Annotated in this window: 12 protein-coding genes; 9 read left to right on the top strand and 3 right to left on the bottom strand. The window is 40.6% G+C overall.

Annotated features, from left to right (window positions below):
- Window positions 1-149 precede the first annotated feature (149 nt).
- From L1999_RS16645 to queE, 4 genes are all read left to right on the top strand, one after another.
- Complete coding sequence (locus L1999_RS16645) at window positions 150-938, top strand: carbohydrate kinase family protein (RefSeq protein ID WP_235739568.1); 789 nt, start codon at window positions 150-152, stop codon at window positions 936-938.
- 151 nt (window positions 939-1089) lie between these two features.
- Complete coding sequence (queC, locus tag L1999_RS16640) at window positions 1090-1749, top strand: 7-cyano-7-deazaguanine synthase QueC (RefSeq protein WP_235744375.1); 660 nt, start codon at window positions 1090-1092, stop codon at window positions 1747-1749.
- Window positions 1750-1751: 2 nt separating this feature from the next.
- On the top strand, window positions 1752-2234 hold the full coding sequence (gene queD, locus L1999_RS16635) for a 6-carboxytetrahydropterin synthase QueD (protein WP_235739567.1): 483 nt from the start codon (window positions 1752-1754) through the stop codon (window positions 2232-2234).
- Entirely contained in the window at window positions 2227-2943 is a 717-nt protein-coding gene (queE, locus tag L1999_RS16630; protein WP_235739566.1) for a 7-carboxy-7-deazaguanine synthase QueE, read from the top strand. Before queD ends, queE begins: the two co-directional genes overlap by 8 nt.
- A gap of 40 nt (window positions 2944-2983) precedes the next feature.
- Here queE and L1999_RS16625 read toward each other — a convergent pair whose 3' ends face one another.
- A complete protein-coding gene (locus tag L1999_RS16625; RefSeq protein ID WP_235739565.1) occupies window positions 2984-3979 on the bottom strand; it encodes an FUSC family protein in 996 nt (331 codons plus the stop codon).
- A gap of 167 nt (window positions 3980-4146) precedes the next feature.
- Between L1999_RS16625 and L1999_RS16620 the strand changes: the two genes are divergently transcribed.
- Together L1999_RS16620 and L1999_RS16615 are read left to right on the top strand one after the other, a co-directional pair.
- Window positions 4147-5274 carry an NAD(P)/FAD-dependent oxidoreductase gene (locus L1999_RS16620; protein ID WP_235739564.1) on the top strand — a complete coding sequence of 376 codons (1128 nt, stop codon included), beginning with the start codon at window positions 4147-4149 and terminating at the stop codon, window positions 5272-5274.
- A gap of 188 nt (window positions 5275-5462) precedes the next feature.
- Entirely contained in the window at window positions 5463-5987 is a 525-nt protein-coding gene (locus L1999_RS16615; protein ID WP_235739563.1) for a CBO0543 family protein, read from the top strand.
- Window positions 5988-6052: 65 nt separating this feature from the next.
- Here L1999_RS16615 and L1999_RS16610 read toward each other — a convergent pair whose 3' ends face one another.
- Entirely contained in the window at window positions 6053-7534 is a 1482-nt protein-coding gene (locus tag L1999_RS16610; protein WP_235739562.1) for a sodium:solute symporter family protein, read from the bottom strand.
- The gene (locus L1999_RS16605) at window positions 7534-7737 is read right to left on the bottom strand and encodes a DUF3311 domain-containing protein (protein WP_235739561.1); all 204 of its coding nucleotides are present in this window, start codon (window positions 7735-7737) and stop codon (window positions 7534-7536) included. The genes L1999_RS16610 and L1999_RS16605 overlap by 1 nt, the downstream gene beginning before the upstream one ends.
- 237 nt (window positions 7738-7974) lie before the next feature.
- On the opposite strand from L1999_RS16605, the gene L1999_RS16600 reads away from it, so the two are divergent.
- From L1999_RS16600 to L1999_RS29650, 3 genes are all read left to right on the top strand, one after another.
- Window positions 7975-8586, top strand: a complete 612-nt coding sequence (locus tag L1999_RS16600; protein WP_235739560.1) for a TetR/AcrR family transcriptional regulator — start codon at window positions 7975-7977, stop codon at window positions 8584-8586.
- Window positions 8587-8599: 13 nt separating this feature from the next.
- The gene (gene ftsH / locus L1999_RS16595; protein ID WP_235739559.1) at window positions 8600-10408 is read left to right on the top strand and encodes an ATP-dependent zinc metalloprotease FtsH; all 1809 of its coding nucleotides are present in this window, start codon (window positions 8600-8602) and stop codon (window positions 10406-10408) included.
- A 270-nt stretch (window positions 10409-10678) separates the two neighbouring features.
- Window positions 10679-15787, top strand: coding sequence for a rhamnogalacturonan lyase family protein (locus L1999_RS29650; RefSeq protein WP_430539971.1), 5109 nt, complete (start codon window positions 10679-10681; stop codon window positions 15785-15787).
- Window positions 15788-15819 lie beyond the last annotated feature (32 nt).

The raw sequence follows: 15819 nt of genomic DNA, 5'->3' as shown, positions 1-15819 counted from the left end.
TTGGAAAAAAAGGGCGTCATTTCACTAGGAGAAGCATTTGTCGACTACCTTTCAGTCGATTCTACTAATACAAAATTCCAACAGCTGTTGGGTGGGGCTACCGTTATGTTGCTGTAGGGACCCAGCGGCTTGGAATTCCTACTTATTATTTGTGTAAATTGGGTGAGGATGAAATCAGTCAATTTGTTGAACAAGAACTAGCGAATGAGGGGATTAATACCGAATTTACAGTTCACTCTCCGAGTAAAAAAATTTGTGGTGTCTATGTGTATACAAACGATCAGGGCGAGCGTTATTTTCACTCCTACCTAAACGATACGCCAGATGAACTATTAACAGCGGATGAACTAAAAAAAGAAGTGTTTGAGCAGACAAAGGTATTTTATTTCGGGTCAGGTACTCTTTTTCACAAAAAAGCGGAAGAGACAACAGAAACTTCCTTAAACTATGCCAAGTACTACGGTAATTTGATCGCGTTTGATACGAATATTCGCTTAAAGCGCTGGGAGAGCGAGGAGCAATGTCGGCAAACGATTACTTCTTTTTTAAAAAAAGCCGATGTTGTAAAAATCGCGGAGGAGGAGTTATATTTTTTGACTGAAACCAGTTCGTTTGAGGCAGGTTTAGAGAAACTATCCGATTGGGAAATCCCTTTCCTATTTGTGACCATGGGGGCCAAAGGTGCTTACGCTGTAATGAATGGGAACAAGGTATTCTCACCAGCTCCGAAGGTTGAAGCGGTTGATACCACTGGTGCGGGTGATGCTTTTATAGCGGCACTCCTATACTGCTTCCACGAAAAAGGAAAGCCAACTCATCAATCCCAATTAATAAAGTACCTTCAGTTTGCTAATCAGGTTGGGGCTGCAGTAACTACTAAGATTGGTTCTTTAACAACCAACATAGATTATTGCGAATTAAAAAAACAATATCTGTAGGTACCCATTTTTATTTCTTTATGATATTATTCTAGTATTGAAATTTTATAGCAGAGGTTCTAGTCCCCCTCGTTAAAAAAACTAAGATGAAGCAGCACTTCGATCTTGGGGTGCTGTTTTTTCTATTTTGAAAGGAGAATTCCTTAGTATGTTGAAGGATGAAAAAGCAGTTGTCGTATTCAGTGGCGGCCAAGACAGCACCACTTGCTTATTTTGGGCATTAAAACAATTTAAAGAAGTAGAAGTTGTTACTTTTGATTATAACCAAAGGCATTATCTAGAAATTGAGTGTGCCAAAAATATAGCGAATGAACTTGGTGTCAGGCACCATATTTTAGATATGTCTTTATTAAACCAATTGGCCCCCAATGCATTAACCCGTGATGACATTGAGGTGAAAGAGGGTGTGGATGGCGAGCTTCCATCGACCTTTGTTCCGGGACGGAATCTTTTATTTATCTCTTTTGCAGGCGTACTGGCGAGCCAGGTTGGAGCCAAACACCTTGTAACTGGTGTGTGTGAAACGGACTTTAGTGGATACCCAGATTGCCGTGACATATTTATAAAATCTTTAAACGTGACCCTAAACCTGTCGATGGATAAGGAATTTGTCATCCATACTCCGTTAATGTGGCTGGATAAGGCTGAAACTTGGCAGTTGGCCGATGAACTCAATGCCCTGGATTTTGTAAGAGAAAAAACCCTAACTTGTTACAACGGAATGATTGCTGACGGCTGCGGGGAATGTCCTTCCTGTCTATTACGGAAAAAGGGCCTTGAAAAATATTTATCAACAAGAGAGGCGTTATAAAAATGTATGGTTTCCGTATTGTCGATAAGCTGCAAAAAATTAATGAGGATATCCAGCCGAATCAATTAAAGTACCATTACAAACGAGTACTCGTCAGCAAGGAGTTTACCTTTGATGCTGCACATCATTTGCATTGCTATGATGGCAAGTGTAAAAACCTCCATGGCCATACCTATAAAGTTATCTTTGGGTTAAGCGGTTTTGTAGATGAGCGGGGCCTGATGATGGATTTCGGAGATATTAAAGACATTTGGAAAAATGAAATTGAAATTTTCCTTGATCACCGCTATTTAAATGAAACACTGCCGCCGATGAATACAACCGCAGAGAATATGGTGGTATGGATTTATGAGAAAATGGCAGAGGCGTTACACCAATCGGAAAGACAAGAAAAGTATGCAGGAGCAAGGGTGGAGTTTGTCCGTTTATTTGAAACTCCAACAAGCTACGCTGAAGCAAGACGGGAGTGGATGGAAAATGAGTAAAATTCCCGTAATGGAAGTTTTTGGACCAACGATTCAAGGGGAAGGAATGGTTATTGGCCAAAAAACGATGTTTGTCAGAACCGCCGGATGTGATTATTCCTGCAGCTGGTGTGATTCTGCCTTTACATGGGATGGTTCAGGGAAAGACGATATCCGGATGATGGAAGCAGAAGAGATCTGGACCGAGTTAAAACGAATTGGCGGGGACAATTTCTCTTTTGTCACCATTTCTGGTGGAAATCCTGCTCTCTTAAAAAATCTTGATGCATTGATCGATATTTTGCAGGATCATCAGATCAAAATTGGATTGGAAACACAGGGGAGCAAGTGGCAGGATTGGTTTGTTAAGATTGATGAATTAACGATTTCCCCGAAACCGCCAAGTTCCAACATGGTAACGGATTTCGAAGTATTAGATATGATTATTGAAAACCTGAAAGAAAGTAATGTGAGCTTAAAGGTCGTCATTTTTGATGAACATGATTATGAGTATGCAAGAACTATTCACCACCGCTATCCTGGCGTTCCTTTCTTTATGCAGGTTGGTAATCATGATATCACCACAGCAGATAACCAGAAGCTGCTAGTCGATTTATTAAATCAATATGAGCGTCTTATTGATAAAGTGATGTTGGATCCGGACCTTAATAACGTTAAAGTTCTGCCGCAATTGCATACGTTATTATGGGGTAATAAACGAGGAGTATAACCAGTACTTGACCCTCAAGCTTACAGTGATGTGATGAGGGTCAGGTAACGGTTTTTATTTTTTCTAAAAAAAGAGATGTCCCTTGATAGAGTGCCACCTGGTATTGATGGTTCTTTTGTTCTGCAGGGAGCGATATCGTTAAAAGATTCCTTGATTCCTCTTGACCCATACTCTGTGTAAAAAAATGAGCTATTGTGGATTGTTGATTTGCCCAAGTAATTTGGTCAGTTGTTGTGAGAGACCCTGCTTTAGCCCAGGCAATAAAAGTGTCTACCGTTGTTTTCAGGTAAATATACCCCTCTGAAAATAACATCATTTTTTGGTCACATTCCTCAAGTATTACGTTACTTTTTTGTCCGAACGGGTTATATTTCAAACTTTCTTTTGCATCTTTCAGAACAAACTTACAGAGTTGCAGCTCTTGTTGAAGTTTTTTCAAGTCGTTTTGCAGTTCTTTTTCTTGTGTTAGATCAGAACCGTTTTCTAGCCATAGTGCTAGTTTCGTAAAAACACTTGCGATATGGCTTGAGCAGTCCGAGCACTTGGTTAAAGCTTGTTTTGAATAATTTGGCGGGTGGATCATCATTTGAATCAACACCGCGGCGAGTGCCCCGATTAAGGTATCACGAAACCGATCGATTGGATAGTCCCCAGCTTTTTTCCCCAATACAAAGACAAGCAATACAGTTAAAGCGACTTGATGGATCGCAGTTTCTTCACGTTTTAACCATTTTGCGATAAAGCATCCAACGATGATCAAGCTCCCCAACGTCCAGCCATTTACGTTCACAAAAGGTTCCAATAGTACGACAATAACGATACCAATAACGGTTCCTACCATTCTTTGATAGGAGAAACGAATCGAACGGTCGATCGTTGTTTGTAAGCAAAGAATAACCGAAATGGGTGCCAAGTAGGGATGGGTAGACCCTGCTAGTTTTGCAATCTCCCATGATAGGGCAGAGGCCACTCCCATCTTCCAGATCAAAACTGTTTTATTTTCCATTTGTTTTTTTAATTGCTTTTTTGATTTCAATGTAACGGCCCCTTTATATGTGTCCGCAGCGTGGTTAGTTTTACCAAATTAGCTTTTTCTATACGGGTGATAAAACTACTACAAATGTTTCATTCGGTTCACTATTTTGATACTATTAGATTTGAATTTACATATGGAATGAACAACTAAACTAAAAAAGGTGACTTATGAAAATTATTGTTATAGGTGCGGGAATTCTTGGCGCGTCCACCGCCTACCATTTAGCCAAATTAGGTGCAGAAGTTCTGGTAATCGATCGTTATGATTCAGGTCAAGCCACTGATGCGGCAGCTGGAATTGTATGTCCTTGGCTTTCGCAGCGGCGGAATAAAGCCTGGTATGAACTGGCGAAAGGTGGTGCAAGTTATTATCCGAAGTTAATTGCGCAGCTGGAAGCAGATGGTGAAACAAATACAGGGTATAAACGTGTCGGCGCTATTAATCTGCATACGGTTCCTGAAAAGCTTGAACAGATGGCAGAGCGGGCAAGAAAACGCCGTGAGGATGCCCCTGAAATCGGAGAAATTAGTATTTTGAGTCCTTCTGAAACAAAGAGTTTATTCCCGGCTTTAGCGGACGAATATGGGGCTGTGTATGTAAGTGGCGGGGCACGGGTGGATGGCAGAGCTGTTCGTGATGCCCTGATGAGGGCCGCACAAAAACATGGAGCTTCGTTATTGAGAGGGAATGCATCGATTGTTACAGAGGGCAAACGTTTTATGGGTATTCACTTGGAGGGGACTTTGCTGCCGGCGGATCAGGTCATAGTAACCGGAGGGGCTTGGTCGAAAGAGTTATTGGCGCCCTTAGGGGTTGAGTTTTTCGTTAAGCCGCAAAAGGCGCAAATCATCCATCTTGAATTGCCAAATGCAGATACTGGTTCATGGCCTGTGGTCATGCCGGTTAGTAATCAATATATCCTTACTTTTGAAAATGGACGAGTGGTCGTTGGTTCAACCCATGAAAATGAAGCCGGTTTTGATCCCCGTGTAACGGCAGGCGGCATCCAAGAGATTTTGAATAAGGCTCTAGAAGTTGCACCAGGGCTTTCTGATAGTACTTATCTTGAAACACGCGTGGGGTTTAGGCCTTTTACACCGGGCTTTTTACCGGTGATGGGGGCTTTGCCTGATTATGATGGCATTTATGTGGCAAATGGTCTTGGTGCCTCGGGGCTTACGAGTGGACCGTACATTGGTGCGGAGCTCGCTAAGCATGTTGCAGGGAAGCCAACAGAGATCGATTTTAATCTTTACGATGTAGCGGGGGCAATTGGAAATGGGAGAAATGGATAGCTAAGAACATTTGGATGGGGACAAAACTGGTTATTAAATCGGAGAATTTGTCCGTTCATACCGATAAAGGGATCGATCTTTAGAAATCCAATAATCTTGTCCCAAAAGTCGTTTCAGAAAATCAACCTTCATACATGTTAAAAGAACAATAGGAAAAAATAGAGATAAAACAAAGCGGAGTGTAAAGTATGCTCATCTTATATGTGGCAGTTTTCCTATTGGCAGCAATCATTTGGGGGGATTGGCGGAGTTGGCGTCTCTATTATTCAACCATCTTGTTCTTTATTGTCGGAGACTTATTAAAAAATTTCTTGTTTTACAATTATTGGATGTGGAGTTATCAAGAAACGATGTTTGCTAAAAACATCTTAAGAAATCATACTATTATCAGTATAATCATCATGTTTATTGGTTATCCATCAACGATCTTTCTATATTTAGGACGTTTTCCGAAATCCAAATGGAAACAAGCTGGGTGGGTAAGCTTTTGGATTTTTCTTTATTCAATATTAGAATACATAAATTTACATTATTTGAACCTAATCAATCATTATCATGGCTGGAGTATGACGTGGTCAGTCCTATTTAATATTGTTATGTTCAACATGTTTAGAATCCATTTTAAAAACCCCCTTTTGGCATGGGGGTTATCGATTATTTGGATCGTATTCTTGTTGAATAGGTTCCCAATTCCTTTGGAGAGAATGAGATAGCTTACAATCTACGTCCAAACTAAAAAAAGACCTGCTTTCTTAAAAAAGCAAGTCTTTTTCAGCTATTAAGCCCCTTTATTCAAATTCTGCTGATTACCAAATAACTGTTCAAGAATTGAGTTGTTTTTAATTCTAGACACAAACAATGGATTTAGAACCACCGTTACAATCACATTGGCCAATAGTCCCCAGAAACCTTCATAAATACCAAACGATTTTCCCGTTGCATAAACAGTGAAGGTAACCACTAGACCAACAAGTAATCCCCCAATGGTAGCTTCCTTTGTTTGATTTTTCCAAAAAAGGCTGAACACAATGGCCGGGAAAATTTGTACCATTCCGGAAACCCCTAGTAACTGTAATGAAACGAGGGCGGAAGGAAACATCATACCAAACACTAGTGCAAGTCCAATAACAACAAATACCATACAACGAGTAACTAATGTTAATTTCGCTGGTTGGACCTTCGGATTAATTAAATCACGGTAAATATTATTGGCAAACAAATTTGATGCCCCAATTGCCATGATGGAACAAGGTATTAGTGAAGCAAGTGCTATCGTTGAATAAGCTAAACCTTGGACGACTCCTCCATAAGAAACTTGGATCAAATTTAAAAGAGCAAATCTTGGATTCGTCCCCTCAGGAAGAACATGGAAGGCCACAAAACCTAGAAAAATTAATAGGATTAAAACGATATTATATAATGGAAGAAAAATAGCATTCTTCCTAAGCGCATCGGCACTTTTTGCAGTAAAAACACCTGTAGCCGCATGGGCCCACATAAATAAAGCCAGGCCGGATACTAACGAAGCAGTTAAAAACCATGGGATTCCTTTAGGTCCCGATGTAGGGATGGTTAAGAGCTGAGGTGAATCGGTTGCTACCTTATCAATCATCGCTCCCCAGCTTCCGAAATGAATGATAGGGAGATTCACAACCAGGAATAACATAATCACCCACACTAAAATGTCTTTAATAACTGCTGTATAAGTTGGTCCTTTAATCCCGCTGAAAAATGTAAATAGTGCTACTAAAAGGAAGGATATAATGACGACAACTTTTACATTAATAAACCCTGTTCCCGCGACTGTTAATGTATCTTGAATTCCCGCTAATTGCAAATCTATGTAAGGGATAAGCATTAACACTCCGACCACTGCGATTAAGAAGGATAAAAATTTACTATTAAATCGCACCTTGGCATAATCGGCTAGTGTTGTTATTTTATGATTCTTTGAAAACTTCCAAAGCTTAGGAAGGAAGAAATAGGAGATAAAGTACGCAATGATGGTATATGGAATCGCAAAAAAAGCTAGACTTCCACCAGTGTAAGCTGTACTAGTTAATCCTAAAAAGGTATAAGCCGTGTAAAGGTCAGCGCCGACTAAGAACCAGACGAGCAAGGTCCCAAACCGCCTGCCGCCGACAGACCATTCTTCGACTGAACTTCTGTTCGATTTATCTCTGCCGGATATAAATCCTATTAAGACAACCCCTAAAACAATGATTCCTGTAATGAACAAAGCTGTAAGATTTCCTTGCATTACTCAGCACTTCTTTCTGTTTTTTGTAATTTGTAAATCGCAAAGGTACATAAAGGAGTGACTAGCATTCCGAAAAATAACCAAAACGCCAGGAAGGGTAATCCAAAAATAATTGGATGAATCCGGTTAACAAATGGAATGGCTGCCAGCATAAAGATAAAAGGCACGATGGATAGTAAAACAATGATGGACTTTTTGCCCATTTTTATAACCCCCTGTTTGAAAAATTTTCAACGAAAATAATAGTATCAATTATTTTCAATTAAAACAACAAAATTTTTAGAAAATATATAAAATTCATTACCATTAATAAATGACAAAGTTTCAGTTTAAACTTTGACAAATGACACTTTGTCATTTACAATAGTTTCATAGTGACAGACTGTCATATGAATAATATCTACTAATTAGATAGTGGTTTACGATTGGAGGAGTAGCCGTTGCCCAAAGTCACCTTTACCAATTTACCTGATGAGAAAAAACAGACATTGATTGCGGCAATGAGAAAAGAGTTTTCAAGAGTTCCGTTGTATGATGCGTCTATCTCAAATATCATTAAATCCGCTAATATCCCGCGCGGAAGCTTTTATCAATACTTTGAAGATAAAGAGGATGCTTTTTTCTATCTCTTAAATGAACTGGTTCTTACCATTCGGAATAACTTTGTTGTTTTACTTGAAAAATATGATGGAGATCTTTTTGATACCATGGTCGACTTCTACCAGCACATCATCATGGAGGAAGAGGATGTTCACTTTTTAAAAAATGCGTTTTTAAATATGACGTATAAAATCGAATTATCTTTTTCAAAAATCTTTAAGGGCCATGAAAATAGTGGCAGCTTAAGCGATTTTCTTTCTTCTCTTAATACGAGAAACTTAAATATTTCAAACCATAAAGAATTGTTTCATCTTTTGCAAATTGTCTTTACGATTACCTTGAGAAATGTTGTCGAAAAGTTTGCCAAAGACCTCTCGAATGATGAAGCGTTGGCCAATTATAAAATTGAAATGAATCTCTTGAAAAGCGGATTAGTCCGAAAGGATTCATAATGGAGGAACAAACGTGAAACGAGTTAAACCACCAAAGAAGCCACTAATATTTTATTATGGAATCATAATCGTTATTATACTGCTATTAAATTCATTTATCTTTCCAGCTATTACGAACCATTCCGTTAAGGAAGTTGATTACGGAACGTTTTTAACCATGGTTGATAAAGGGCAAGTTAAACAGGTTGAAATTGATGATAACACAATCTCGTTTAAATCAAACAAATCAGTCCTTTACAAAACAGGGGCGATTGAAGACCCTGAATTAGTAGACCGTTTGCATAAAGCAGATGTTAAATTTACAAAGGTAATTCCAAAAGAAACCTCGCCTTTGTTAAATTTTATCCTTTCTTGGATTCTTCCATTTGCTATTTTTATTGCAATTGGTCAATGGTTAACGAAAAAAATGCAAGGTAAAATGATGGGCGGCGGTGGTCCCTTATCATTTGGAAAAAGCAATGCCAAAGTATACGTGGAAACAGAAACAGGAATTACCTTTAAAAATGTAGCTGGCCAAGATGAGGCGAAAGAGGCACTTCAAGAAATCGTCGACTTCCTTCATAATCCAAAAAAATATAAAGAAATTGGAGCGAATATACCAAAGGGCGCTCTCTTAGTAGGACCTCCGGGAACAGGGAAAACAATGCTCGCCAAAGCGGTTGCTGGTGAATCGAAGGTTCCATTCTTCTCTATGTCAGGCTCGGAATTTGTCGAGATGTTTGTTGGAATGGGGGCTGCTAGAGTAAGAGATTTATTTAAACAAGCACAGGAAAAAGCCCCATGTATTGTGTTTATCGATGAAATCGATGCAATCGGGAAAAGCCGAAATTCTGGAATGGCTGGGGGTAATGATGAACGGGAACAAACCTTGAACCAGCTGTTAACGGAAATGGATGGGTTTGATGCTGATAAAGGTGTCATTATCCTTGCCGCTACAAATAGACCGGAAACACTTGATAAGGCACTTTTAAGACCAGGACGTTTTGACCGAAGAGTACCGGTTGAATTACCAGACTTGAAAGGCCGTGAATCGATTTTAAACGTCCATGCTGCAAAAGTGAAACTAGCGGATGATGTGAACTTTAATATGATTGCTAGAGCCACTTCTGGTGCATCCGGTGCCGATTTGGCCAATATTATTAATGAAGCTGCGTTAAGGGCCGTAAGATTAGGCCGAACCAAGGTAACTCAAAATGATTTGGAAGAGTCTGTCGAAGTCGTCATTGCTGGTTACCAACGTAAAAACGCCGTCATCTCTATGAAAGATAAACTAACAATTTCCTATCATGAAATTGGCCATGCCTTGGTTGCAGCCAAGCAGAGTCACTCTGCTCCTGTTCATAAAATCACGATTATTCCAAGAACGTCTGGAGCGTTGGGTTACACCATGCAGGTTGATGAGCAAGAAACAGTGTTAATGACAAAAGAACAGGCCTTGGATAAAATCACGACCTATATGGGAGGACGTGCAGCTGAGGAGATTATCTTTAAAACAGTGACATCCGGTGCTTCCAATGACATCGAACAAGCTACGAAGATTGCTCGAGCGATGGTTACTAGATTTGGTATGAGTGAAGAGTTTGATATGATGGCACTTGAAACGGTAAATAATCCCTATTTAGGCGGGGATACTGCGTTAATGGTGTCAGCGGAAACAGCTGCCAAAGTAGATGCGGAAATTCTTAAAATTATTAAATCTTGTCACCAAAATGCGATTCGGATTTTAGAGGATAATAAAGATAAATTGCATGAACTGACGAAATATCTGTTAGAAAAAGAAACCATCACCGGCGACGAATTTATGTCTATTTTATTAGCTTAGTCGTGATGAAAACAAGGGAAGCCAGGGTAGAATTAACTACCCTGGCTTTTGTTTTTGAATATAGGATAAAAGGTCCGCTAAAACATAGTAGGATTTACTCATTTTGATTCGATCACTGTTTTTTAAACTGAATAGTCTGAATTTTATATATTCAGAAGTAAAACGTTAGAGGTAAGATATCTGTTGAAAGCGTTGTCAACAAAAAGGGAGGTGTCAGGATTATCGCGTGCATGCTAAATCGCAAGTAATGGGTGAAGAGGAGGAAATGATTTGTTAATCAAAAGGTATAAGCTGAAAAGGATGATGACCACCATCCTTAGTTTTTTGCTGATTTTGGCTTCAATCCCAGCTGCTGCTCTACAGGTATCGGCTGCAGAAACCCCCTTAACTAAAAAGTTTGATTTTGGAACACCTTCTAGTCCAGTAACAGAAGGTTATCTTCAAGTTTCTTCAGAGACCTCATACTCGGCTGAAAAGGGATATGGATTTGCTGATCCTTCTAAGGTATCTTCAGCCGACAGGAAAACCGCTGATAAGTTAAAATCAGACTTCATTTCCACTACGGGAACGGCCTTTAACGTGGATCTTCCAAACGGAGACTATACAGTCACCGTGGTTTCAGGAGATGAGACAGAAGGCACGGTAGTAGGCTTGAAGGCGGAGAATATCCAAAAGGTTCAAGATACAACCGTTGGTGCCGGCGAGTATCTGGAACGAACCTTTGATATCGCCCTCGTTGATGGTCAATTAACAATTGAGCTGACAGGGACAAATCCTAAACTAAATGGCTTGACCATTGAAAAACTCCCGGAACGAGTCGCAGGAGAACTTCCAACGGTTTACATAGCAGGGGACTCGACGGTACAAACCTATGATGAATATTGGCGACCGCAAGCTGGATGGGGACAGATGATTTCCCGCTTTTTCAGTTCGGATATTACTTTTAAAAACCATGCCATTGGAGGCAGAAGCTCAAAGTCGTTTATTAATGAAGGCAGATTAGATACCGTTTTGCGTGAAATCAAACCAAATGATTATTTCTTTATTCAATTTGGTCATAATGATGCGACGATAAGTGTTCCTGAGCGATATGCATCCGTACCAGATTACAAAAACTACTTAAAGACCTATATTAATGGTGCCCGGCAGCGCGGTGCGATTCCAATCCTTGTTACGCCAATGGGCAGACGGGACTTTAATCCAGACACAGGTAAGTTTAACGTCAGTTTCCCTGAATATGTACAGGGGATGAAAGAAGTCGCTGAAGAATTAAACGTTGATGTGGTTGATTTGAGTGCCCGCAGTGTAGCGTACTACAACACGATTGGTCCGGAAGGCTCGCTTTCCGTATTCCTTCAATTAGATCCAGGTATCTATACGGCCTTTCCTAATGGCTCTCAAGATAATACGCATTTCCAAGAATATGGGGCCATTCAAATGGCACGATTAATCTCGGAAGAAGTGAAAAAACTAGATATTCCTTTATCTTCTTATGTAACCGGTATTGAACCTCCAGCCAACATTCCTGTAAAACCTACTAATTTGGTTGCAAGCAGTATTAGTAATGCAGGAGCATTCTTAACCTGGAAAGGGGTCGAAGGAGCCGATATCTATAAGGTATATCGTAAGCTTTCAACTGATAAGGAATTCTCTTTAATCGGCAGCGCGACTATTCCGCAACTAAATGTTACTGGAATGGAAGAAGGGAAAACCTACGATATCGTGGTTTCAGCCGTTAACGGAAAAGGGGAGTCTGAGAAATCAGAAATTACCCAAGTCACAACTAAAAAAGCAACATTGAAATATGACTTTGGATTAGCAGGTAATCCAATTGCGGAAGGTTATACTGGCGTCAATCTATCGACTAAATATACGAAAGAAAAAGGGTACGGAATTGTCGACCCTACTGGCATGATTGGACGGGACCGAAGCACAGGAGGAGATTTGCTTCGCGATTGGCTCGGCTACTTTAATGTTGGCTGGAAATTTAATGTGGATCTGCCGAACGGTCTTTATGCTGTAAAGGTTTATGTAGGAGATTTCTTAGGCAGTGCCAGAACAACCCTCGCCATTGAAGGGCAGGATTATGGGACGATTTCCGCACCGAGTAAAAACTACACTACGAAGGTTGTATCACAAGTATCGGTAAAGGATGGGCAAATGAATTTTAGCTTCGGTGGTTCAACGGGAATTGTAAACGGCTTAGAAATCACTCCGATCATACTTGCTCCATCCGAATTAAAAGTGGAAGAACAGTCGCTGGATATCAACAAGCCATTTGTCTCCCTTTCCTGGAAACTTGTTGATGATGCAGAAAAATATAATGTCTACCGAAAAATTGCCGGAACAAAGGATTTTGTATTTATTGGAAATGCAAATAACAATTCTTATAAAGACACCACAGTCGATGTAGGTTTAGAGTATGAATATGTGGTCACAACGATTGATCATGCCAACGTGGAAACTGTCCCTTCCTTGCCGCTTGAAGTGAAGATGATAGATCCATCACAGCCGGTACCAGCCCAGCCAAATAACCTAAACGTTGGAGATGTCAATAAAAACGATCTTACCATCAGCTGGGGTCAAGTGGATGGTGCAATCACTTACAATGTGTACCGCTCCAAAAAACAGGATGGCCCGTACCAACTAATTGGCAAATCGAAAAGTCCCTCCTATCAGGATAAGACAGTTTTAACTACGATTTCTTATTTTTACAAAGTGGCAGCCGTGAATGCTGGTGGAATCTCAGAACTTTCTGAAAGTCTTGAAACGCCCGCAGTAACAGTTTTAAAGCGGCAAATGGAAGATATTGATCGGGCACCAGTATCAATTAAGACAGATGATGGTGTTTACGTAAGCTGGAGAATGCTTGGTACAGATCCAGTTGATATTAGCTTTAACGTCTATCGTGACCGTAAAAAGATCAATGAAACTCCTGTTACAACCAGCACCAACTATGTAGATAAGGACGGAAAAGCAGATTCTGTTTATGAAATCCGAGCCGTCATCAACGGTAAGGAAAGAAAATCGCAGGATACTGCTAAGGTATTAAATAAAAATCACCTGGACATCCCGCTTCAAAAACCAAAGGATGGTGTTACACCGCTTGGTGACCCGTATTCCTATCGGGCGAACGATGCGAGTGTAGGAGACTTAGACGGTGATGGTAAATATGAACTAGTTTTAAAATGGGACCCTTCCAATTCCAAGGATAATTCACAAGCAGGTTATACCGGAAACGTTTATGTGGATGCCTATGAGATGGATGGTACTTTAAAGTGGCGTATTGACTTAGGTAAAAATATTCGTGCCGGTGCTCATTATTCACCGTTCTTAGTGTACGATTTTGATGGTGACGGCAAAGCTGAGGTTGTTTTTAAAACAGCCGATGGAACAGTAGATGGAAAAGGAACAGTGATTGGCAGAGCGGATGCCGACCATCGAAATAGCACAGGTTATATTTTACAAGGTTCAGAGTACTTAACTGTTTTTGAAGGAGAGACAGGAAAGGCGTTGTCAACGGTCGACTATGATCCGCCGCGCGGTGATGTTTCGGCATGGGGAGATTCATATGGTAACCGTGTTGACCGCTTCCTAGCAGGAGTTGCCTACTTAGATGGCGAACACCCAAGCATCATCATGGCTCGAGGATATTACACAAGAACGGTATTGGCCGCGTACACTTGGAAAGAAGGGAAGCTCACTAAGCAATGGGTTTTCGATTCCAATGATGAAGGCAATGGCGACTATGCCGGTCAAGGATATCATACCTTAAGTGTCGCTGATATCGATAAAGATGGCAAGGATGAAATTATTTATGGTCAAATGGTTGTCGATGATGACGGCAAGGGCTTATATACCACTGGTTTAGGTCACGGGGACGCCCTTCATGTCGGCGATTTTATTCCTGATCGTCCTGGACTTGAAGTTTTCGGAGTTCAAGAACATACAGATTCGCCATATGGCTATGATATGCGTGATGCGGAAACCGGACAAATCCTTTGGGGTGTCAAAACAGGTCAGGATACTGGCCGTGGTCTTACAGCTGACATCGACCCTCGATATAAAGGTGAAGAGGCATGGGCCATTTCTGGTGAATGGAACAGTCGTGTTGGTGGACTTTATTCGGCAGAGGGTGAAAAAATTTCCGATAACATCCCAACGAGTAACTTCGCCATTTGGTGGGACGGTGACTTACAACGTGAATTAGTGGACCATAAATGGGATGCAGAAAAAGGTACGGGGGTAGGCACGATTGACAAGTGGGATTATAAAAATAACAAATTAGTAAACTTGCTTACGGCAGATGGAACACTATCCAATAATAGCACCAAAGGTAATCCGGTACTTCAGGCAGACTTGTTTGGAGACTGGAGAGAAGAGGTCATCTGGAGGACAGAGGATAGCAGTGCCTTACGTGTGTATATGACTACAGAAAAAGCGGAACATAGAATTTACACCTTAATGCATGATCCACAGTACAGATTGTCTGTTGCTTGGCAAAATATCGGTTATAACCAGCCGCCGCATGCTAGTTTCTTTATCGGTGAAGGGATGGCGACACCGCCCGTTCCAAGTATTGAGGTAGTCAAGAGAAAAGATGTTACAGCACCGGAAACAGAGTATGAAGTGGCGGGAGAAGAAAAGGACGGCTGGTACAATAAGCCGGCTACTGTAAATTTCACTGCCAACGATGATGAATTTGGGTCGGGAATTGCTGCAACTTATTACTCACTAAATGGTGCAGCAGAACAAAGTGGAACATCTGCAAAGATCGAGAAAGATGGCAAGCATGTCTTACAATATTGGAGTGTAGATAAGTCTGGAAACATTGAACCGAAGAAATCGGTGACGATCAGCCTTGACCAAACTGCACCTGAAATTACCTTCTCGGTAAAAGAAGGGGCCGAGTTTGGTATTGACCAGCAGATCGCTATCAATTGTAAAGCGGTGGATTCTTTATCGGGTATCGCTTCTTCTTCCTGTAAGGATATTTCCACACCTGCCTTTGAACTTGGATTGGACGGTCATTCCTTTAAGGCAGAAGCAATTGATCAGGCCGGCAACCAATCTAGCCAAGCCGTTACTATTCATGTGTTTGTCAACTTTGATAATTTAGGAAACTTAACAGAGCAGTTCCTATCAGCAGAAAGTGGAATAACTACCATTGCAACTGAAGCAGATAGCAAGCAAACGCTCCTTAATTCCTTAAGAGCAAAACTTGCTACTGCCAAAGCGTCAGAGGAAAAAGGAAATAAAAATGCTAGAGACGGTCAATTGCAAGCATTTATCAATGAGGTAAAAGCAAAAAGTGAAAAAGTTTTCACAGAAAAACAAGTTCAAATCCTAGTTGAATTAGCAGAGTCATTAACGAAATAAAATTGGTTGAACCCAAGGGAGCAGCTTTTTCA

It is taken from the genome of Neobacillus drentensis, from assembly GCF_021560175.1.
In the GTDB taxonomy this organism is placed as follows: Bacteria; Bacillota; Bacilli; order Bacillales; family Cytobacillaceae; genus Neobacillus; species Neobacillus drentensis_A.
The sequence above is the reverse complement of the archived record's forward strand: the minus strand, read 5'-3'. Positions and strand labels throughout refer to the sequence as shown.